This window comes from Planktothrix pseudagardhii, assembly GCF_904830925.1.
Classification (GTDB): domain Bacteria; phylum Cyanobacteriota; class Cyanobacteriia; order Cyanobacteriales; family Microcoleaceae; genus Planktothrix; species Planktothrix tepida.
The window spans coordinates 6,032,583-6,054,574 of record NZ_LR882967.1; the positions used below are offsets into that span (position 1 = coordinate 6,032,583).

At 40.0% G+C, this 21,992-nt stretch carries 19 protein-coding genes, 1 tRNA gene and 1 pseudogene; 15 read left to right on the plus strand and 6 right to left on the minus strand.

Features of this window, described 5'->3' with window-relative positions; genetic code table 11:
* The first annotated feature begins 22 nt into the window (after positions 1 to 22).
* The gene (locus tag NMK36_RS26160) at positions 23 to 1,969 is read left to right on the plus strand and encodes an ATP-binding protein (protein WP_245824178.1); all 1,947 of its coding nucleotides are present in this window, start codon (positions 23 to 25) and stop codon (positions 1,967 to 1,969) included.
* Between the two features lie 78 nt (positions 1,970 to 2,047).
* Here the strand turns inward: NMK36_RS26160 and NMK36_RS26165 are convergent, their stop codons facing one another.
* Complete coding sequence (locus tag NMK36_RS26165) at positions 2,048 to 2,533, minus strand: hypothetical protein (protein ID WP_254174996.1); 486 nt, start codon at positions 2,531 to 2,533, stop codon at positions 2,048 to 2,050.
* 115 nt (positions 2,534 to 2,648) lie between these two features.
* On the opposite strand from NMK36_RS26165, the gene NMK36_RS26170 reads away from it, so the two are divergent.
* Both NMK36_RS26170 and NMK36_RS26175 read left to right on the plus strand, forming a co-directional pair.
* Complete coding sequence (locus NMK36_RS26170; protein WP_072717801.1) at positions 2,649 to 2,861, plus strand: helix-turn-helix domain-containing protein; 213 nt, start codon at positions 2,649 to 2,651, stop codon at positions 2,859 to 2,861.
* Position 2,862: 1 nt separating this feature from the next.
* On the plus strand, positions 2,863 to 3,051 hold the full coding sequence (locus NMK36_RS26175; RefSeq protein ID WP_438822835.1) for a helix-turn-helix domain-containing protein: 189 nt from the start codon (positions 2,863 to 2,865) through the stop codon (positions 3,049 to 3,051).
* An 87-nt stretch (positions 3,052 to 3,138) separates the two neighbouring features.
* Here NMK36_RS26175 and NMK36_RS26180 read toward each other — a convergent pair whose 3' ends face one another.
* Positions 3,139 to 3,465, minus strand: a complete 327-nt coding sequence (locus NMK36_RS26180; RefSeq protein ID WP_254174997.1) for a winged helix-turn-helix transcriptional regulator — start codon at positions 3,463 to 3,465, stop codon at positions 3,139 to 3,141.
* 98 nt (positions 3,466 to 3,563) lie between these two features.
* Here NMK36_RS26180 and NMK36_RS26185 point away from each other — a divergent pair, with 98 nt between their 5' ends.
* The 7 genes from NMK36_RS26185 (at position 3,564) to argJ (ending at position 8,833) form a co-directional block, all read left to right on the plus strand.
* Positions 3,564 to 4,262 carry a pirin family protein gene (locus tag NMK36_RS26185; protein ID WP_072717799.1) on the plus strand — a complete coding sequence of 233 codons (699 nt, stop codon included), beginning with the start codon at positions 3,564 to 3,566 and terminating at the stop codon, positions 4,260 to 4,262.
* A 157-nt stretch (positions 4,263 to 4,419) separates the two neighbouring features.
* Positions 4,420 to 4,545, plus strand: coding sequence for a hypothetical protein (locus NMK36_RS28870; RefSeq protein ID WP_281250304.1), 126 nt, complete (start codon positions 4,420 to 4,422; stop codon positions 4,543 to 4,545).
* Positions 4,546 to 4,700: 155 nt separating this feature from the next.
* Positions 4,701 to 6,293: a glycoside hydrolase family 57 protein gene (locus NMK36_RS26190; protein WP_254174998.1), complete on the plus strand. Its 1,593-nt coding sequence runs from the start codon at positions 4,701 to 4,703 to the stop codon at positions 6,291 to 6,293.
* A 353-nt stretch (positions 6,294 to 6,646) separates the two neighbouring features.
* Positions 6,647 to 6,838: a hypothetical protein gene (locus tag NMK36_RS26195; protein ID WP_072717797.1), complete on the plus strand. Its 192-nt coding sequence runs from the start codon at positions 6,647 to 6,649 to the stop codon at positions 6,836 to 6,838.
* A gap of 81 nt (positions 6,839 to 6,919) precedes the next feature.
* Positions 6,920 to 7,111 carry a hypothetical protein gene (locus NMK36_RS26200; RefSeq protein ID WP_072717796.1) on the plus strand — a complete coding sequence of 64 codons (192 nt, stop codon included), beginning with the start codon at positions 6,920 to 6,922 and terminating at the stop codon, positions 7,109 to 7,111.
* Positions 7,112 to 7,175: 64 nt separating this feature from the next.
* Positions 7,176 to 7,367 (plus strand): hypothetical protein, encoded by a 192-nt coding sequence (locus NMK36_RS26205; RefSeq protein ID WP_072717795.1) that lies wholly within the window; start codon positions 7,176 to 7,178, stop codon positions 7,365 to 7,367.
* Positions 7,368 to 7,591: 224 nt separating this feature from the next.
* On the plus strand, positions 7,592 to 8,833 hold the full coding sequence (gene argJ / locus NMK36_RS26210) for a bifunctional ornithine acetyltransferase/N-acetylglutamate synthase (protein ID WP_072717794.1): 1,242 nt from the start codon (positions 7,592 to 7,594) through the stop codon (positions 8,831 to 8,833).
* A gap of 115 nt (positions 8,834 to 8,948) precedes the next feature.
* Here argJ and NMK36_RS26215 read toward each other — a convergent pair whose 3' ends face one another.
* Both NMK36_RS26215 and NMK36_RS26220 read right to left on the minus strand, forming a co-directional pair.
* Positions 8,949 to 11,264 (minus strand): polysaccharide biosynthesis tyrosine autokinase, encoded by a 2,316-nt coding sequence (locus NMK36_RS26215; RefSeq protein WP_072717793.1) that lies wholly within the window; start codon positions 11,262 to 11,264, stop codon positions 8,949 to 8,951.
* 181 nt (positions 11,265 to 11,445) lie between these two features.
* Positions 11,446 to 12,918, minus strand: coding sequence for an SLBB domain-containing protein (locus NMK36_RS26220; RefSeq protein ID WP_072717792.1), 1,473 nt, complete (start codon positions 12,916 to 12,918; stop codon positions 11,446 to 11,448).
* 420 nt (positions 12,919 to 13,338) lie between these two features.
* Here NMK36_RS26220 and NMK36_RS26225 point away from each other — a divergent pair, with 420 nt between their 5' ends.
* The 3 genes from NMK36_RS26225 to NMK36_RS26235 all read left to right on the plus strand — a co-directional run bounded on the left by NMK36_RS26225 (position 13,339) and on the right by NMK36_RS26235 (position 15,936).
* Positions 13,339 to 14,550, plus strand: a complete 1,212-nt coding sequence (locus NMK36_RS26225; protein WP_072717791.1) for a glycosyltransferase family 2 protein — start codon at positions 13,339 to 13,341, stop codon at positions 14,548 to 14,550.
* A gap of 42 nt (positions 14,551 to 14,592) precedes the next feature.
* Positions 14,593 to 15,819: a glycosyltransferase gene (locus tag NMK36_RS26230; RefSeq protein ID WP_254174999.1), complete on the plus strand. Its 1,227-nt coding sequence runs from the start codon at positions 14,593 to 14,595 to the stop codon at positions 15,817 to 15,819.
* A gap of 45 nt (positions 15,820 to 15,864) precedes the next feature.
* Positions 15,865 to 15,936: transfer RNA gene (locus tag NMK36_RS26235), tRNA-Val, on the plus strand.
* 232 nt (positions 15,937 to 16,168) lie between these two features.
* Here the strand turns inward: NMK36_RS26235 and NMK36_RS26240 are convergent.
* Both NMK36_RS26240 and NMK36_RS26245 read right to left on the minus strand, forming a co-directional pair.
* Positions 16,169 to 17,380: an RNA-guided endonuclease InsQ/TnpB family protein gene (locus tag NMK36_RS26240; protein WP_072722281.1), complete on the minus strand. Its 1,212-nt coding sequence runs from the start codon at positions 17,378 to 17,380 to the stop codon at positions 16,169 to 16,171.
* 137 nt (positions 17,381 to 17,517) lie between these two features.
* Positions 17,518 to 19,497: a CRISPR-associated helicase/endonuclease Cas3 gene (locus NMK36_RS26245; RefSeq protein WP_072717789.1), complete on the minus strand. Its 1,980-nt coding sequence runs from the start codon at positions 19,495 to 19,497 to the stop codon at positions 17,518 to 17,520.
* Positions 19,498 to 19,542: 45 nt separating this feature from the next.
* Here NMK36_RS26245 and cas5 point away from each other — a divergent pair, with 45 nt between their 5' ends.
* Positions 19,543 to 19,635, plus strand: coding sequence for a CRISPR-associated protein Cas5 (gene cas5 / locus NMK36_RS26250; protein ID WP_139294968.1), 93 nt, complete (start codon positions 19,543 to 19,545; stop codon positions 19,633 to 19,635).
* A 584-nt stretch (positions 19,636 to 20,219) separates the two neighbouring features.
* Positions 20,220 to 21,939, plus strand: a pseudogene (gene ltrA, locus NMK36_RS26255) (group II intron reverse transcriptase/maturase).
* Positions 21,940 to 21,992 lie beyond the last annotated feature (53 nt).

Below are 21,992 nucleotides of genomic sequence, written 5' to 3' on the forward strand. Positions count from 1 at the left end.
AGCCACGAAACTTTCGTTAGCTATGACCAGCTTGGTCATTGTGGCGGTGGCGGGTGTTACTTGGCTCTCACTCCACCGTCAACAACAAACGTTTCGCCAAGAGTTGGAACAACAAGCTGAACTTCTACTTAATACTTTAGCAGTTACCACTTCCGATCCGCTTTACACTTTAGATGCAGATTTCTTAGAAGAAATTATGCAGCAATTGGGACGAAATAATGTCTTAGTTGCGGGTCGAGTTTATGAAAAAGACGGACGGGTGGTGGCGGATGCTTATAGTAATTCAGTTCTAACCTATGGGATTAAACCAGATCCGTTAGGTCAACAATTAATTAAGAGTGATCAGCCGATTTTCCTGTGGGAAGCCGATCAATTATTGGCGGGTCGTGCGGTCGTAGTGGGCCGTCAACGTTTGGGTGCTGTCAGTGTGGGGTTGCCTACAGCCCCTTTATACAAAAAAATGGAAGAAGTTCGCACTCAAGGGATTATTGTTGCGTTAATTGCAGCAGGTGCAGGAACGTCTTTGGCGTTGTTAATTAGTCGGTCTATTACTGAACCCCTACAACAGATGACCGTAGCAACGCAACAATTAGCCGCCGGAGATTTGAGTTTAAAAATTGAGATTAATAGCCAGGATGAATTAAAAGTTTTGGCGGATTCGTTTAATAGTATGACGGATCAATTGCGGGATTTAATTCAGAGTAAAGAACAGTTAATTAAAAGTTTGGAATTAAGGGCTGAAGATTTACGGCAAAGTGAAGCGAAAAATCGAGCCTTATTAAATGCTATCCCCGATTTGATGTTTCGGTTTAATCGAGATGGCTTGTTTTTGGATTTTAAAGCCCCTAGAGGAGATCATTTCTTACGATCGCTGGGTAAATTTATGAATCGGACGGTTTATGATTTATTGCCCGATTATATTGCCCAGATTTATGTTCACTATGTTACCACTGCTTTAGAAACCCACAACATACAGATTTTTGAGTATGAATGGTTTGTTCAGGGGAAACGCCGTCATTTTGAAGCTCGAATTGTGGTCAGTGGTCAGGAAGAAGTCTTAGCCATTGTTCGGGATATTACCGACAGTAAATTAGCCCAAATAGAATTGCAGCAAGCGATGGAAGTGGCTGAAGCCGCGAACCAAGCTAAAAGTGAATTTTTAGCGCGAATGAGCCATGAATTACGGACTCCTTTAAATGCAATTATTGGTTATAGTGATTTACTGCAAGAAGATGCTAAAGATTTAGGATATTTGGATTTAGTCCCGGATTTAGAACAAATTAAAGTATCAGGACTGCACTTACTAACGATTATTCAAGATATTTTAGATATTTCTAAATTGGAATCGGGAGAAATGACTCTTCATTTAGAAACTTTTGATATTTCTACGTTAATTAATGAAGTTCAATCTACGATTCAACCTCTGATTCAAACCAATAATAATACTTTGATTATTAAGGGCGCGAATTATTTAGGCAAAATGGTTGCAGACCGAACAAAAGTTAAGCAAATTTTATTTAATTTATTGAGTAATGCTACTAAATTTACAGAGGCAGGAATTATTACTCTCACGATTTCTCATTCTTCTATTCGGCAAATCTCTAGTCAACATCAACCTAATTTACATTCTTCTTCAGTTAATCAAGCTCTCTCTTTAAAAGCCGAAGATTGGATTACATTTAGTGTTTCTGATACCGGAATTGGTATGACTCCTGAACAAATTAAGAAAATCTTTGATCCGTTTATTCAAGCTGATAATTCTACCACTCGTAAGTATGGAGGTACTGGATTAGGATTATCGATTACTAAACAGCTTTGTGAATTAATGGGAGGAAATATTACTGTCTCTAGTGAAATTAATGTGGGTTCAACGTTTACTTTTTTCTTACCTAGAATCATTGAAGAGATAACCTCAAAGCCGGAAGCAAAAGACAAACTCAAACACACTAGCAACAGAAGACAGGTATAAAAAAAATAGAATATATTGACCCTGAAGATCTCGCCCTAACCTAGACTAATGTTACAATTCCTGACTGTTTTGATCAGATTAATTCCGATTATCCCAGATTTCTTGTTCTTCCCGATAAGCTTGTCTTAATCTTTCTATTGCGGAGGGTGCGATCACAGTTTTCACTAACCCCACTAATTCACCCCATTGATACAATTGTTTGCAGGATGCGGCGTAATGAAATTGAAAACTATAAAATTTTGTCCAAAACTCTGGTGCTTTTTGACTGCGACGGCTTCTGTACCAGCGTTGACGCCACCGCACGAAATCCTGGGCTTTGGGGGGTTCTACTTCTAGGATAGCGGGAAAATCGGCATAACTCACAAACTGGCTAATTCCCTGACCATGAACATAAACCACATATCGCCAGCATTGAATTTGATAGATCTGTTCTAGCTGAAGGTTAAACATTAACGCCACCGTCTGTTCACTCACAAATCTGGCTAAGGGATGCAAAATAGCAGATTTATGAAGAATTTTTGATTCGGTAATAATGGGTGCGTTTGGCGTGAGTGTTGCTATCATATAAATTGTCTCCTTGGTTTTAGGGAGTCACAGCGATCGCCGTTTGTTTGCGAGACTGGGGCGATCGCTTTTGATTTTCTCTAATACTATGATGTAATTACATCATTTGTCAAGTATGGGTTTAGTTAGAGTCAAAGTTAAAGAATTAGCAGAAGAGAAAGGCTGGACATTGAAGGAGGTTTCTGAACGTTCTGGCGTAATTTATAGCACCGTCAGAAGTTATGCTCGGCGTTCTGGGATGGCAATGGTTGATTTTACGGCATTACACAAATTAGCAAGAACATTTGATGTGATGATTGAAGATTTAGTAGAAATTATAGAAGAATAAAATGTTTATTTTTTATCAAAATAACGTGGGTTTAATCAGAGTAAAAGTTCAAGAACTGGCAGCCGAAAGAGGTTGGACATTAAAGGAAGTTGCAGAGCGTTCTGGTGTATTTTATAACAGTGTTAAACACAAATTAGCAAGAACATTTGATGTGATGATTGAAAATTTAGTAGAAATTATAGAAGAATAAAATTGTCATTTTTTATCAAAATAATATGGGTTTAATTAAAGTAAAAGTCCGAGGATTAGGTATTATAATAATAACCCCTATACATTATCAGTTAGTTGGGGATTTTCCCCAATGGTGCATTTGTTCTAAAATCGGTTTTAATCCTTCTCCTAATTTCGTTAAAGAATATTCAACTTTCGGTGGAATTTCCGCATAAACTTGGCGATGAATAATGCCATCGGCTTCCATTTCCCGCAATTGTTCTGTAAGCATTTTATGGGTAATTCCCTGAATTGAACGTTGGAGTTGATTAAACCGTTTTACCTCTGTCCATAATTCTTGAATAATTAAAATTTTCCAGCGTCCACTCATCACTTTTAACGTGATTTCAGCCGGACAGGTTGATTTGTTTGAAGGTAATTCAGACCCTTGCATAGTTCCAAGTTCGGGCGTGACGAACGAAAAAGTGCGTACTTCCCATTCTAGTGTTTTTTTTCTAAATTAAAAAGAGTAGGGTTAAATCTAAGAAAAATATGATTACAATTCGCAAGTCTCAAGATCGAGGACACGTTAATATTGATTGGCTAGAAAGCTATCATACGTTTTCCTTTGGGAATTATTATGATCCTGAATATATAGGATGGAGATCCCTACGAGTGATTAATGAAGATTGGGTACAACCGGGTAAAGGTTTCCCCACTCACCCCCATCGAGATATGGAAATTATTACCTATATTTTGCAGGGTTCCCTTGAACATAAAGATAGTTTAGGAACAGGTTCAATTATTCAACGAGGTGAAGTTCAACGCATGAGTGCAGGTACAGGAATTCGTCATAGTGAATTTAATCCATCTACAACTGAGGCGGTGCATTTATTACAAATCTGGCTGCTTCCTGATACTGAAGGTTTATCACCGAGCTATGAACAGCAATCATTTAATCTATTAGAACATCCAGGTCAATTACAATTAATTGCTTCACCCCATGGTGTCGATCAAGCTGTAAAAATTCATCAAGATGTTAATTTATATGCAGCCCTTTTGCAACCTAATGATCGCATTTCCTATTCCCTTCCTCTCCAACGTTATGCTTGGGTACAAGTGGCTAAAGGTGACGTGATTCTCAATCAAGTCTCTTTGACAACAGGTGATGGTGTAGCGATTTCCCAAGAACCTGAAATCACTCTCACCGCTTCTAGTGATGCAGAAATTCTGCTGTTTGATTTAGCCTAATTTTTCAACAGAGTAAGGATGTTGCGAGAACATCTTTACTCTAGTTCTGCACTGAACATAAAACTCTAACATACGGATTGTGAAATAACCGTATCTCTAATAACTTTTTGTTTAAAAAATTAATTCTCGATCAACGTCATATTTACAGTAAGATTGAATGCAGTTTAGGGTTGGATTTGTCCTAGGTGCGATCGCACCGTTAGCAAAACAATCGGATGTCGTGACAATTCTCACCAAACCCTTCAATTTAACACCTGCGGATCAACACAGCGACTTTGACTGATCAAATTTCACTTCCTAGGGTAGCTTTGTTACAAAAATTCCTCTAAAATGACTAATCAAAATTCTATTGGCTCGGATCTTACCTTTTCGTTTTAAAATCTTAAAATATTGTAAATCTATCTAGCTCCGATAACCTAGTATTTCCATTAACTCCCTATGGCTATTGGCTATCTCGCCCTGGTTCTCCATGCCCATCTTCCTTTTGTCCGCCACCCTGAAAGTGACTATGTATTAGAGGAAGAATGGTTATTTGAAGCAATTACCGAAACCTACATCCCCTTAATCCAAATGTTTGAAGGGTTAAAGCGGGACGGAATTGATTTCAAGATGACCATGAGTTTAACTCCTCCTCTGGTGTCTATGTTGCGAGACCCGCTCCTTCAGGAACGCTATGATCAACATCTCACTCTCCTCCAAGACTTAATCGAACAGGAAATAGATCGTCATCAAAAAAATGGGCATCTTCGTTATCTGGCGGAACATTATGCTGAAGAATGGCAGAACGCCCGTAAACTTTGGGAACGCTACAACGGTGATTTAGTTACGGCTTTTAAACAATTTCAAGATACCAATAATTTAGAAATTATCACCTGCGGTGCGACTCATGGCTATTTACCCTTGATGAATATGTATCCCCAAGCGGTTTGGGGACAAATTGAAGTCGCCTGTCAACATTATGAAGAAACCTTCGGCTGTCGTCCCCGTGGAATTTGGTTGCCCGAATGTGCCTACTATAATGGCTTAGAACGAATGTTAGCCGATGCGGGAATTCGGTATTTTCTCACCGATGGACATGGAATTCTCTACGCCCGTCCCCGTCCTCGCTTTGGAACCTATTCCCCGATTTTTACAGAATCCGGTGTAGCGGTATTTGCACGGGATAACGAATCTTCTCAGCAGGTGTGGTCTTCAGAAGTGGGTTATCCAGGAGCATCTGAATATCGAGAATTTTACAAAGATTTGGGATGGGAAGCGGAATATGAGTATATTAAGCCCTACATTATGCCGAATGGTCAGCGTAAAAATACCGGGGTGAAGTATTACAAAATTACGGGTCGGGGTTTAGGATTATCCGATAAGGAACTTTATGATCCCTATTGGGCAAAGTTGAAAACCGTCGAACACGCTGCGAATTTTGTGTTTAACCGTGAACGCCAAGTGGAACATCTGCATGGGATTATGCAGCGCCCCCCGATTATTGTCTCTCCCTATGATGCCGAACTTTTCGGACATTGGTGGTATGAGGGGCCTTGGTTTTTGGATCAATTATTCCGTAAAACTTGGCAGGATCAAAAGATCTATGGAATGACCCATTTAGCTGATTATCTTCAAGCCTTCCCCACCCAACAAGTGTGTCATCCGGCTCAGTCGAGTTGGGGATATAAAGGATTCCATGAATATTGGCTCAATCATACCAATGCTTGGATTTATCCCCATCTCCACAAAGCCGCAGAACGGATGATTAAAATGGCAGGTCGAGAACCCTGTAGTGAATTAGAGTTACGCGCCCTGAATCAAGCCGCACGAGAATTATTGTTAGCACAGTCCTCCGACTGGGCTTTTATCATGAGTTCGGGAACCATGACCCCCTATGCTGTGCGTCGTACCCGTTCTCACCTGATGCGATTTAATAAAATCTACGAAGATATCAAAATTGGTAAAGTTGATTCCGGTTGGCTGGAAAAAGTCGAAGCGATCGACAATATTTTTCCCAATATCGATTTTCGCGTCTATCGACCGTTGATGTAAAACTAGGCACAGCAGTCAGACGTTAATCATTTCTCCCCGTCTCCCCGTCTCCCCGTCTCCCCGTCTCCCCGTCTCCCCGTCTCCCCGTCTCCCCGTCTCCCCGTCTCCCCGTCTCCCCGTCTCCCCGTCTCCCCGTCTCCCCGTCTCCCCTTGTCCCCTTGTCCCCCCGTCCCCCCACTCCTCTCCCCTGCGGTAGAGGTTTTTTTGTAGATGTGTGAATGATAAGAAATTTGTAAATTTTTGTTAAGTTGAGGCATTTTGTAAAATAGAATACAGAATCTTCTGGTATATTAAAAATTGAAGACAAAAACAGCCTGTTCTTTTTTAGGCTCGTTACTTAGGAGGACAAACTCATGGGTACTCAAGATCAAGCTCGCGCCTTAATGATGCGTCATCACCACACCATCAAAAATCGTCAACAGTCCTTACTGAATCGCGTGGCGGATGAAGTCGGTACAGATCCCGGTGATTGCACCATGATTCAAGGCAAACCCAACAACCATTCTGCAACTAGCTATGATCGCAGCAATGCCACAATGAGTTAGTCCGATTAAGAATTTTAATCTTTCTTAATATTTCGTTCAACAAACCTTAACTTACACAAGCGACAACAGGAGAAACAGATTATGGGTACTCAAGATCAAGCTCGTTCTTTAATGATGCGTCATCATCAAATGATCAAAAACCGTCAACAATCTTTACTCAATCGTGTGGCGGATGAAGTGGGTACAGAACCGGGTGATTGCACGATGATTCAAGGCAAACCCAACTCCAATGCTACCAATAATTATGGACGTAGCAATGCCACGATGAGCTAAGTCTCAACTTGAGTTCTTTTAAAATCAGGAAAACATTCAATTTTAAAAAAAGGAGAAACAGATTATGGATACCCAAGATCAAGCTCGTTCTTTAATGATGCGTCACCATAAACTGATCAAAAATCGTCAACAATCTTTACTCAATCGTGTGGCGGATGAAGTTGGCATTGAACCGGGTGATTATCGGACAACAATTCAAGGCAAACCGACTGAAAATGCAAGCAACTATGATCGTAGTGGATCATCCATGAGTTAATTGATTGTTGTTACATAACCTGAAATTTACCATGAATCTATCAATGCCCCCGCTTTGCTGTAGCAAGTGGGGATATTTTTTGTGGAACAGGCATCTTGCCTGTTATTGACGGTTGACGGGTGTTAATTATTTCCTTCTCTTCCCCTACTCAGGAGTACTCCTCTTCTCCCCCTGCCTACGGTTATTGATATAATCGCTTGTCAGTAATATTGGAAGGGGAAATCATGTCAGATTGGAAAGTGATTGAGGGTGGAGTCACAGCACCTAGAGGATATCGAGCATCGGGAATTACAGCCGGATTAAAACTATCAGGATTACCCGATTTAGCCTTAATTGTGTCTGATGTTGATGCGATCGCGGCGGGGGTGTTTACCACCAGTCAAGTTAGAGCCGCCTGTGTAGACTATTGCCGCCAACAACTGCAAGCCAAACCCAGCGCGAAAGCAATTTTATGTAATTCAGGACAAGCCAATGCCGCCACAGGAGAAGCAGGTTGGACAGATGCCGTAGAATCAGCCCAAGCTTTAGCTGCTGTTTTAAATATTGCACCGGAATCAATTTTACTCGCTTCCACCGGAGTCATCGGTCAACGGATTAAAATGGATGCACTCAAAGCAGGAATTCCGAAGTTAGTCGCCGAATTGTCAGAAACGGGTAATCAAGCCGCATCCAAAGCGATCATGACAACGGATTTAGTTCCCAAAACCATTGCTTTAGAAACCCAGTTTGGGGATCGTCCGGTGAGAATTGGCGGAATTTGCAAGGGTTCGGGAATGATCCACCCCAATATGGCCACTATGTTAGCCTTTGTCACCTGCGATGCTGCGGTTTCTCCTCCCCTTTGGCAAGAAATGTTAACTCGTGCGACCAACCGGAGTTTTAACCAAGTGACTGTTGATGGAGATACCAGTACCAATGATTCTTTAATTGCTTTAGCCAATGGTGCCTCTCGGACTCCGGCCATTACCGCCATGGGGCCAGAAGCCGAAAAATTAGAAGGGATGTTAACGGCGGTTTGTGAATATTTAGCCAAAGCAATTGCGCGGGATGGAGAAGGCGCTACTTGTTTAATTGAAGTTCAAGTTTCTGGTGCAGAAGATGAAGCCTCCGCGAGTAAAGTTGCGAAAACTATTGTGGGTTCATCCTTGGTGAAGTCGGCAATTTTTGGTCGTGATCCCAACTGGGGACGCATTGCGGCGGCGGCTGGACGTGCTGGAGTCCATTTTGACCAGAATCATTTAGAAATTAAGTTAGGGGATTTTCTTTTAATGCAATATGGTCAACCCTTAGCGTTTGATCGCAATGCAGCTAATGAATATTTAAAGAAAGCACCAACGGGAGAATATCTCAAAGAAGATACCGTGTTAATTTCAGTTCAAATCGGCAATGGCCCTGGAACCAGCAAAGCTTGGGGATGCGATTTAAGTTATGACTATGTGAAAATTAACGCTGAATATACAACTTAAATCAGTTATCAGTTATCAGTTATCAGTTATCAGTGTAGAGACGCGCCATGGCGCGTCTGTATCAGTTATCAGTTATTAGTTATTAGTTATCAATTATTAGGTCATTCATTAACTCTTAACTATTGTACTGATTACTGATGACTGAATCATTGACAAGAACGGATTCGGTGGAATTCAAAGATTGTGTTAAATAAAAGGGATAAGTAATAGAAGAATTGAGTTGAAGATGATTAGCAATGACACCAATACAAGGCATCCTATAGGTATCGAGTTTATCTAATATTTTTCTAAAAACCGTTTTACGGGTTTTGTGAATCGCAGTGACTAAAATTAAACTATCTAAATATTCAGCCAAGAAAATAGCATCATTATATCCATGCAATTCAGGCGTATCATAAATCACTAAATCATAAGTTTCTTGGAGTGACTCCACGACGTGTCGCATTTGATCTGAAGCAAGCAATTTAAAGGTATTAGCGTAGGGAACTCCTGCGGTTAAAATAAAGAGATTTTCGGAGAGCGAAGTCCTTTGAATAACGGCATTAGGTGTTGCTTTTTCGGTTAATAAATCGCTGAGTCCTTTTTGATTAGATACCCCTAAAACAGCATGAAGTTGGGGATAACGTAAATTAGCATCTACTAATAGTACCTGCTGCCCCATATGAGCCATCGTTTGTGCTAAGTGTAAGGCAATTGTTGATTTACCATCCTTAGATTCTGCGGAGCAAATTCCAATAGATCGGATTAAAGAATCGGCATATAAAAATCTAAGATTGGCGTAAGTGTCATCGAAAGCCCTCAAGAATTGAGTCATTTTTTCTAACGCACGACGGTGAGATTTTGTTAATCCTGATGAGCCAAGATTATTCTCTAGTGGAAGATGAGAAACCATGAAAAAATTATTGTGTTGAGGAATTTTTCCCAACAGAGGAAATGAAATAATATCCTCTATATCCTGGCTGGTATAAAAGATATTGCGAAGCCGTTCCAAAAGAAGTGATAATCCTATTCCTAATGCAAGTCCTCCACCCAAGATTAGGATCAGCTTCTTGGCTGGACTTCCAGGCTCGGAACCAATGGGAATCCCTTGACTATCAGAAAGAATTTTCGGCTTAGAAATCATCTCCCAGGGGATATTAGTTTGAGCGGCTTCAATTCTTAATTTTTCTCGCTCATCCAAAAATAAATTGAGTCGTTTATTAGTTAAATCAAGCTGTTGCTGTATTTCATTATATTCACGAGCAACACCTGGAAAAAGTTGAGCTTCCCGAGTTAAAGTATTGAGTGCATTATTTAATCCTTTTAATCGAACTTCTAAAGATTTTATTTGATTATCTGTATCTACAAGTTGCCCAATTAATTTTTGACGGATAGAAGTTTGAAAAGCCATTACTGAAGAATTATTTTGCAGTTTTGAAGTTTTTTCTCCCAAAATCTTCTGGTTTTCTTGTTCTAATAATTTTAATAAATTAGCTTGTTGTTCTTTTAATTGTTGCACTTCTGGACTATTAGCACTGAAGGTTGCAGATTGAATCGCAATTTGAGTTTCAACTGTCATTAAAGCATCTAAGACTTGTTTACGGAAGGGACTTTCACTTAAGGCAGAAGCAGCTACGGCTTCATCTGGACTAAAGGATAATTGCGTTTGTAGATGTTGGTATAAAGCTCTCAATTCTTGAAGTTGTCTGTCTACGTCTTGGCTCTGAGTTTCCAGAGTCCGAATTTGTTCATATAATGTTTGTCCCCGTACCATTGGGTCAAGTAATTCATACTGCTGTTGAATCTTCTGAAGTTTTCCTCGATCTTCAGCGACTCGTTTTTGTAATAAGGGTAATTGCTCATCAATGAATTCAACCCCTTGACTAATCCTAGTTTTGCGTTCGTCTAAACTATATTTTAAATATTTATCAGCCGTTTTTTGCAATACAAATAAAATTTCATCAGTATTTTTTCCTTCATAAGAAATTTCTAAAATTTTGGTTTCATCCTTGATACCAGAACCGTTAGAAACTCGTTCCAGTTGTAACTTATCTGTTAAATCCTCTACTTTAAATTTAGGATAACGAACTTGAATTTGTTGGGTAATATTATTTAAAATTTCAGGACTGGTTAAAATGCGGATTTGGGTAGGGTAGTCTAAGCTGAAAAATTTATCACTGGGTTGTCCTTCGGAACGAGTTAGGGTTAAGGGATCAGCTAACTGCTGTTCAGATGTGGCAGGTTCAACTAACAATTGAAAATTTCCTTTATAAACCGGAGGAGCTTCTCCACCCATCAAGGAAAGACCCACTAGAGTTGTTATTCCTGCGGTTCCAATAATCAGAACCACCCTGCGTTGTAATGTCCGTAACACCGGACGGATACCCGGACTTTTCTTTTTAGGTTCGATTATCTGTTGTGAATCTTCAAAAACTTGAATATCTTGTGACATAGTGACTGAATACCCCTATTATTATTATTTTAACCCTTCGAGAATTTACCCTAAAGTTTTATCTGATCTGACCTTTTCTGAACTTTTCTAAAACAGATACATATCAAGATTATAACCCATAATGGGATAAATTTTAAGAAGTTCTAAAAGGCTTTCTATCAATTAATGCTCAATTTTATTTTTAATTAGAGTTAGAGTTTCTCTGCAGAATTAAACTTTCAAATAACCTGTAAAATGTAAAGGCATTATCCACAGGCTGTAACACAGAGGAAGTGGTGTCAGTAATTCTACTAACTAAAGACCGATGCACGATAACCACATCATTATGATGTAAGACGGGATTATTGACGGCTGCATTTCCTAATTTAAAATCCACCTGGATTTTTCTGCGAGTCACAGAACCATTGGGATTTAGACGGATCAGTTCGACTGTACCCCGATTAGCTCGGATGCTATCAAACCCTCCAGCAGCTAATAAAGCTTGATTCAAGGGAGTATTTGGACGAACTTGAATCAAGCCGGGCTGTTTAATTTCCCCGACTACATTTACACTGATCGTTGCGGGTGAAAAACTAGCAGACGCTAATTCTTCTAATTCGGTCGGATTAATTTCAGTTGCAGTGGGGATAATGACTGTATCTCCCTGTTGTAAAAATATATCTTGATTGATATCTCCCGATTGCAATAGTTCCCAAAGATTAACTTTTGTGCTTTTCACTCCTGTATTAGTCAGACGTTGGACTTCAATATTGCGAATATCAGCCATATTCGTAATTCCTCCGGCCGTCTGAATGGCACGGGTTAAGGTTGGTAAATTGCTTTTGACAATTTTTAGTCCAGTTCCTCCAGTACCTGCATCGGTAAGACCTCCATCTTGATTAAGGGAATAAGCACCAGGACGAAAAACTTCTCCAACCACCACAACTTGAATTGATTGGTTAGGAGGGGCGGCTAAACTCGAAGTAGCCATCTCACGCACTTGGGCGGGTTCAAAGGTGGTGAGAGTGGGAATAAAAATACTGTCTCCATCTCGGAGAATCGGATCTTGGTTTAAATCTCCCGTATCCAATAATTCCTTTAAATTTAAAGTGACAACGGGTTGGCGAGGATCAGCCCGTCGCAGTTGGACTAAGGCTAAATCGGCAGATTGCGTAATGCCTCCGGCTGTTAAGATGGCTTGGCTGAGTCGAGAAAATTGTTGAGCGTTGGAAGATAAATTATAGGAACCCGGACGAACTACTTCCCCAGCAATTGCAACCTGTACAGAACGGGGTGCGATTAAAGTAATGGTGATAATCGGTTGTCGGAGTAAACTAGAATATCGTTGAGCAATCAATACTTGGGTTTGTGGAAGCGTTAAACCCGCAACGGATACAGACCCAATACCCTGCAAATTAATCGTTCCATCAGTAAGAACCAGTTGGTCACCCGTGTATTTCTCAACACCGAATACATCCACTCGGATGCGATCGCCCACTCCTAAAAGGTAAGGAAAATCCTGAAGCCGATTTTCAGTACGTTCCTGTTGACGGTGTTGAGGAGCAGGATACTCTGGGGGTTGGCTTTGAGCCTGAACAGCTAGGGTGGAGATCGCGGGAACTCCTAGGCCTAAAATTAAGTGCGTTAAAGAACAACTAACACATCGAACAAACATATAATGATTGGGTGCGAATTAAAACATAAACCGAGCAAAGGTTTTACTCTGGCACGTCCCAGTTCATGACTAAGTGCGTTTTTTTGATCTCTGTTAATAGCTTATCTTATAAATCACAAGACGACTCTGCCTTAAGTCACGGATAGTGAAGTTGGGTGTAAAACAACAGCTAACAGATAGCCTAAATATTTTGACGATCGGGTCTGGAAACTAGGACTAGGAGGTGTGCTTTCTGATAATCTGATTTTGTCTGCACGCGGGAGATATCCACAAGTCCAAATAACGACTCTTAATGTGTAAAATTGTAAAATTTATGTAAACCTTTTCCCCATGTGAGAAATTCATGATCTAAGCATTTGAGACATCTTAACATAGACAAGATATGATCAGGCTTAACTTCCCTGTTGATCGCTTTTACCTATGAGCCTAGCAACTCAACTGATTATTGGATTAACGATAATTGCTGTAGCCCTTGGCATCCCGGTTTCAGTCTTTTTTCTCGAATGCCTTGCTGCATTGATGCAGAAGCATTCATCTCTTCAAGATGGGGAAAGTTTTATTCCTAAAGTTTCTATTCTGATTCCGGCACACAATGAAGCATCGGGAATTGAAGGGACGTTAAAGGCTATTTTGCCTCAAGTTGATTCTCCCAGAAGAATTGTCGTAATCGCAGATAACTGCACTGACGAAACCGCAGCAATAGCGCGTCAAATGGGAACAACGGTTTTAGAACGTCAGGATTTAGAACACCGTGGCAAAGGCTATGCTTTAGACTATGGTTTAAAGTTTTTAGCTCAAGGCCCACCTGATGTCGTGGTCATGATTGATGCTGATTGTCATGCAGAACCTGGGACAATCACTAAAATTGCTCAACTGGCGATGGTCAAACAGCGACCTGTACAATCAACTTATTTAATGGAAACGCCCCAAAATCCAACTCCCAAAGATTCTATTTCCGCCTTTGCTTTTTTAGTGAAAAATTGGGTTCGTCCTAAAGGATTAGCTCGATTAAGATTTCCCTGTCTGCTCACAGGAACGGGAATGGCATTTCCTTGGTCTGTAATTCGTCAAGTGTCCCTAGCGAGTTCTAATCTTGTGGAAGATATGCAGCTTGGGATTGATTTAGCGTTATCAGGAGCGTCCCCTCTGTTTTGTGAAGACGCTAAAACCCTGGGAATTTTACCCGCTCAAGAAACCGCAGCAAAAACCCAAAGAACCCGTTGGGAACATGGACACTTAAACACCTTACTGACTCAAGTTCCTCCCTTGATTTCTGCTTCTTTTCGTCAACAACGCCTGGATTTATTAGCAATTGCCTTAGACCTTTGTGTTCCTCCCTTAGCTTTATTAGTTCTGTTATGGACTGCGACTTTAATTGCCAGTATCGGGGTGGCAATCTTCAATATTTCTGTCTTCCCCTTCTACTGTTTAGCTTTTGAAGGAATACTATTATTAATTGCAATTCTTCTAACTTGGTTTAAGTTTGGTCGTTCGATTCTATCGTTAAAAACGCTGCTGAGTATTCCTTTTTATATTCTTTGGAAATTACCGATGTATTTCGGGTTTTTGAAAAAACCCCAACAGGAATGGGTCAGAACTCAGCGAGATACAATTCCCTCTTCAGAACCTTAACCTTTAACCCTGAATCAATAACCCTGCATCGCATTAAACCGCATGAAAGTTGCTTATCTGATTAATCAATATCCTAAAGTCAGTCACAGTTTTATTCGTCGGGAAATCTTAGCCGTTGAAGCTCAAGGACTGGAGATCAGTCGGTTCGCAATTCGTTTTTTAGAATCCGAATTAATTGATCCGGCCGATCAACAGGAATCTGAAAAAACTCGGTTTATTCTGAAAGTGGGGATTTGGGGTTTACTGAGTCATTTATTACAAGTTGGACTCACTCATCCTCAACGTTTATGGCAGACAGGAAGATTAGCATTAAAATTGGGTTGGGGTTCAGAACGAGGTGTTTTCCTACACGGTATTTATCTGGCTGAAGCTTGTGTTTTATTCCATTGGTTATCTCAAGACAAAATTGACCATCTTCATGTTCATTTTGGAACTAATTCCGCTACCGTTGCGTTATTATGTCAAGCTTTAGGAGGCCCCCCTTATAGTATGACGATACATGGGCCGGAAGAATTTGATAAGGTGAGCGCGATCGCATTACCGGAAAAAATCAAACGCGCTCAATTTGTAGTAGCCATTAGTTCCTTTGGAAAAAGTCAATGTCAACGCTGGTGTGATTATCAAGATTGGTCAAAAATTCAAATTGTCCATTGTGGTGTTGATCCGATGTTTTTGGATCATCCTTTTGTTCGGTTACCTTCAGAACGTCGCTTCGTTTGTGTCGGTCGTTTAAGTGAGCAAAAAGGTCATTTATTGTTGGTAGAAGCCGTTAACCAACTGGTCAAGGCTGGATTTGAGTTTAAATTAATTTTTGTGGGAGATGGCCCCCTGCGTCCAGAGATTGAACAATTAATTAATCGTTTTGGGTTAGAAAATTATATTGAAATTACAGGTTGGGCAACCAATACTCAAGTCCAACAACAGATTTTATCCTCCCAGGTGTTTGTATTACCCAGTTTTGCGGAAGGCTTACCCGTTGTTCTGATGGAAGCCTTGGCTTTATCTCGTCCGGTGATTAGTACCTATATTGCTGGAATTCCTGAATTGGTTGAACCGGGGAAAAATGGTTGGTTAGTTCCTGCTGGGTCTTTAGAGGATTTAACCCTAGCTCTCAAAACCGCCTTAACAACTCCTATAGAAGAATTAACAACAATGGGCAAATTCGGAGCCCTGAAAGTGGCTGAACATCACAATATCGACATTGAAGCCCAAAAACTCATTCGCTTATTTCAAGGAGACTCAATCCTCAATCCTGATCTGAAACCGTAAGGGGTTGTCAATCGAGGAAAGGTGTGTTATATTAATAAGTTGTGCGGGCGATTAGCACAGTGGTAGCGCACTTCCTTCACACGGAAGGGGTCACAGGTTCAAATCCTGTATCGCCCATTTTGACGACAAACCTATAAACCCTTCAGTGTAAAGCAATTGCGCTACCACTGTATTAATAGCCCTTGCTTGTATCCAGTTAGTTACTCTTCAAGGATACAAGATAGATACAAGTTTGACAGTAACCCTTCACATCACCTTTACCCTTACCGGGGCGCTGTCAACTTTCAGATTTACTTCCAGTTCTGTTACTTTCCGGGAAGCAAAACTAGAAAATAAGATGGTGAACTACCTACACCGCCCTAATCGGGTCGGTGTAGGCTTCCGAATTCACAGACCGATGCCCCTTACTTTTGCAAGCAGGTGGACTTACACAGCCTCCATCGGCAAAGACGGGGTTCCCTCCGCCTTCAGTTAATATTCTGATGCCTTCGTTCCTGATATTTAATGCAGCGTTTTCATCACGGTCATGATGAGTTTGACAATTTAGGCAATCCCATTCTCTAACATCCAGAGACAACTCACTTAGGATATAACCGCAACTCGAACAAGTTTTGGAACTAGGGAAAAAGCGATCAATTTCTACAAGTTCGCCATTTTTTTGCTTCAACTTGTAATCAATAAAATTGACAAATTTTCCCCAACCCACATCAGATATAGCTTTTGATAGCTTCCGGTTTTTAACCATCCCCTTGACGTTGAGGTTTTCAACGACAATGACTTGGCTTTCGTCAACCAATTTTCTTGATAATTTATGCAAGAAATCTTGGCGGGAATTGGCTATTTTCTCATGAACCTTAGCTACAGTTTTCCTAAACTTCTCTCTCGATTTACTACCTTTAGTTTTTCGAGAGAGTTTTTTCTGTTTTCGGGCTAAATTTTTCTGATGACGATATAAATATTTAGGGTTAGCATATTTAGTTGCATTCTCTCCATTGTGAGTAATTGCAAAATCTTTTAACCCCAAATCAATCCCAATAATCTGATCTCCCGACTGTTTAACGTCGGTTCCTTCAATTTCACATAAGATGGAAGCAAAGTATTTATCAGTCGAAGTTTTGGAGATTGTTACCGTTTTAATTTTTCCCGTAATCTCTCGGTGAAATATTGCTTTAATTTCACCAATCTTAGGGACTTTTAGATATTCACCGCTAACAGTAACACTTTGGGGATACTGAATTGATTGCTTGTGATGTTTAGATTTGAAATTAGGAAATTTAGCTCGTCCCTCAAAAAAGTTCTTGTAAGCTCTATCTAAGTTTATAGCTACACACTGGAGAACCGATGAGTAGCAATCTTCTTTGAGCCAAGGATATTCTTTTTTGAGTTGAGGGAGCATTCCCTTATAAGATGGTAATTTTAGGCTTTTGCCAGTTTCTTGATAGTGCTGAACACAGGCATTTAAGGCAAAATTCCAATACCATCTTGCACAACCAAATGACTTGGCTAACGCCAATTCCTGTTCTGGTGTTGGATAGAGTCTAACCTTTGTAGCCTTCAGCAATTTGAATCACCTCCTTTTTTATTATATTATATTTTATAATAGCCAATTATTGAACATTCTATAGTCCCCGGCCGCAATTCATCCCACGCTGCCCTATCGGGTCAGTCGTGGGGCTTCTTGCGGAAGATGCTAAAACTTCAATAAAAAACACCAAAATCATCAGAATATTGGCCATCCCAAACTGATAAACCATTAGGAAATACTTTGATTAAGTCTTTCCCCTGACGGGGAATTGTTGCAGTGTATTGCTGCAATTTTTTCCAATCAGACAAAGATAGTTTTTCCTGGGTTTTTAAACAATCAATTAGATCGGCTCCATCTCCCCATCTACAGACGGCTGAAAGTTGCTTTTTGTTAATAAAACTAAACTTTTCTGCTACAGATTCAAACTGTAAATCTCGCCTTAATTCTTGAATCTCATCTTGACCTGTTTGCTTATTCTTTTGGGCAAAATAATTTTTCAGTAGATTTAAATAATTATCAGAGTTTAATCCATATTTTTTAATCAATTTAGAGGAAAATTTAGCAAGAGATTGATAAATCTGATCAGGGAAATTATCACAATTCAAGATCAACACTTCTCCGTTCTCTAATAACCCTTCGCGATTGCATCTTCCCCCTCTTTGAATCAGGGAATCGAGAGGACATTCTTCACTCAATACGATTGGGTAATCAATATCAATTCCTGCCTCTACAATCTGTGTAGAAACACAATTAATATCAGAAGACTTGATCAGATTAATAACCTGTTTGCGGTGCGCTACACACATCCGAGAGGACAAAGGAACCCATTGATACGGTTGTTGATGATTGAATATTTCAAAGGCTTCCTGAGCAGTTTTTGTAGTATTAACGATGACTAATTTTTTCTGGAGAATGGTGCTAATTTCCTGCCAAGATATATTTTTACTGATAAATTGATAGCTACAACGAGACAGATTTTTAAACTGATTAACTAATTTTTCCTGGGGAATCATATCAATATGGGGGAGTTGAAAGCCATTTAAATTAGGTGCTGTAGCAGACATTAATACAACTGAGCATCCATAATTTATAACTAATTCATTTAAGACATTAGCAATAGAAGGTAAGAATTCAGTGGGTATTGTTTGATATTCATCAATCAGGATGACCCGGTTCATGATTCCGGCTAATTTTCTGCATTTGGAAGCATCATTAGAAAATAGGGATTCAAAGAATTGAATCGCAGTAGTTACTATAACCGGACTATCCCAACGTTGAGAAGATAAACGATAGGCTATTTCTTCTCCATATTTTGGGATAAAGTCAGAATGATGCTCTAATACTGCTTCATCTCCCAAGACATCCCGATACACTTTGGCTGATTGGTCAAGGATAGATTTGAAGGGTGCAACGTACAAAATTCCATCCATATTATGATGGTTACAATGCTCAACAGCAAACTGTAAAGAAGTTAGTGTTTTCCCAATTCCAGTTACTCCAATTAACCGATAAATATTTTTACTAGATGTTGCATACTGAATGACCAGAGAGCGAAAATTTTCCCTCTCCTGAACAATTTTTGACTGGTTTTGAGAAGGAGGCAAAATTGCGAATTGCAACAAACTGGATTTTGTTTTAAATTCTTCCTTTTGGGAGTTTTGGTATTTTAGCTCAAATTCCATCGCATCTAATCTGTCGCTATCCACTAAAACGGAAAACAACATTCTAATAGCTAACTCTTTTTCACAACCTTTAACCGTTAGATTAGGTAGATTAGTTAGGTCAGGAAATAACCGCTTTAAGCATTTATCCCAGTGTTTTGAATTTTCAAAAAAATCTCTATCTACAGCAGTGTTTTTTAGCTTCCCATGATGCGACCGAATGATGTAGACCAATGGGTGAGTATCATCTTCTGCTGTGAGTTCATATACTGTTCTTGCTCCTTCAGAGGAATGAAAAACTGTACTTCCTCCCTCTAATAAGTATTTTTGCCAAGATTTCTTGGCTTTACCTAAATCATGGAGCAGTCCCCCATAGTATCCAAGTTCCTTGAGAAATTCTGGGAGGCGTTCTCGTGACTTCGCTGCAACTCCCTCTAGGTGTTCAATTAAAGGCTGTTTGATTTCTGTCCCTTTTATTTTCCTTGCAAACATTTTTATCTTGTGTTAGTTTATACTCACTTTATGACAGTATAGAACATGAAATTAAAGGTATGGGGTGACTTGGCATTGTTTACTCGCCCCGAAACAAAAGCAGATCCGTATTCCTATCGTGCGATTCGTTTAACCTAAAATAAGCTGAAAAGCTTATGGGAAGGTTAGCCTAACTGTCTAAACAGTTAGTGACAACTGATTACATTTATGGGTGAAATTCTGTGAATTAAGTCCCATCCCTCAAGTGCTGAGGTGAAAGCATAACCCCTAGTTTACTAGGTAGCAACTAACAGACTAAAGCGGGGTTAAAAGGTAGAACTACTGGTAGCCAAATCTGGTAACTATCGAGCAAGAAGTTCATGCGTAGCGTAAGCAAAGATGTGTCCGAACCATCGTGATACGAAATGGTGTAATGGCTAAATCAAGATAAAACTTGATAAACACCAAGCCAAAAGGCAAGGAAAGGGCATAAGCGGTTGATAGCCCGACTTATTAGCACAAGCCCAATAAACCCGGTGGAGAGCATCACGCTAAAGACTTCAAACAAATATGTAATCGGAACGAAGTAACCCCTAATTATCTCTGGTAAAAAGGTCGATAACCAGTAAGTAGCTAACGAATGGTAATTAGGGGAGGGATGGTATCAAAAGCGAATGCCCTTGGTAATGCAAGGGATATGCTGACAGATACTCGGTAATTCCAAAGAAATAGAACAAGTAGCAATGAATAAATCTAAAACGCTGAACAAAAATCAGACGGTGGAGTGGAAAGACATCAACTGGCGCAAGCTAGAACGGGTGACTTTCAAGTTGCAAAAGCGCATATTTCGAGCGAGTGAACGAGGCGATGTTAAAGCAGTTCGCAAACTTCAGAAGACCCTGATTAGGTCTTGGTCGGCAAAATGTATCGCGGTACGTCGGGTAACACAAGATAATCAAGGCAAAAATACCGCAGGTGTGGATGGAGTCAAATCTCTAACACCAAAACAACGGATGAACCTTGTAGGACGATTAAAGTTAACAGGTAAGGTAAAACCTACTCGTAGGGTAATAATTCCCAAACCCGGAACAACCGAAACCCGTCCATTAGGAATACCCACAATAAACGACCGTGCATTACAAGCGTTAGTCAAACTAGCGTTAGAACCAGAATGGGAGGCTAAATTCGAGCCAAACAGTTATGGTTTCAGACCAGGACGTTCCTGTCATGATGCGATTGATGCAATTTATAACAGTATTAAGCAAAAAGCTAAATATGTGCTAGATGCTGATATATCAAAATGCTTCGACCGGATAGACCACAAGGCATTAATCTCCAAAATACAAACATACCCCACATTAAGCAGACAAATTAAATCATGGCTTAAGGCAGGGTATATGGATGGAAAAGAACTTTTTCCTACCAATAATGGTACACCGCAGGGGGGGTAATTTCACCCCTACTTGCGAATATTGCCCTACATGGTATGGAAGAACGAGTCAAGCAATATGCAGAAACTCTAAAAGGGCAAAAATCGGTTAACCGTGAATCCCTTAGTCTAATCCGATATGCTGATGACTTTGTGATCATCCACAAGGATTTAAACGTTGTCAAAAAGTGTCAAGAGATAATCGCCGAATGGTTAAGTGATATGGGACTGGAATTAAAACCCAGTAAAACAAAATTAACCCACACCCTCGATAAAATTGATGGAAATGTTGGGTTTGAGTTCCTAGGGTTCCACATTCAACAGCACACAACAGGAAATTACAGAAGTGCTAAGAATTCCCAGGGAACACCACTAGGTTTTAAAACAATAATCACACCCTCAAAAACAAAAATCAAGACTCATCTTATCAAGATAGCTGAAGTAATAGACAATCATAAGACTGCGCCTCAAGCTGCTTTAATTAGTCAGCTGAATCCAATTATTAGAGGCTGGTCAAACTATTATTCAACAGTTGTTAGTAAAGAAACCTTCTCAAAGGTTGACCATCTAACTTATGACAAACTGAGAGCTTGGGCAAGAATGAGGGGAAAAGGGAACATCAATAAAAACAAATACTGGAGAACAGTAGAAGACAGAAATTGGTGTTTCAGTACAGAAGATGGATTAGAATTACTCACCCATAGCAGTACGCCAATCGTAAGGCATACAAAGGTCAAAGGTGAAGCTAGTCCGTTTGATGGAAACTGGACTTATTGGAGTAAGCGACGAGGCGAATACCCAGAAACACCTACCAGGGTTTCCAAATTAATCAAGAAACAAAAAGGTATTTGTCCTCACTGTGGTCTGTATTTTACAAGTACAGACATTGTGGAAGTTGGGACACAATCAAACCAATATCATTAGGTGGAAAGGATACCTATGATAATCTGCAACTTCTACACAAACATTGTCACGACATAAAAACGGCACACGACGGTTCCTTAATCAAGAATCACGACAATAAACCGTTTTGAATCGTACCTATAACAAAGGTGGAATTATCAAGGAGCCGTGTGAGATGAAAGTC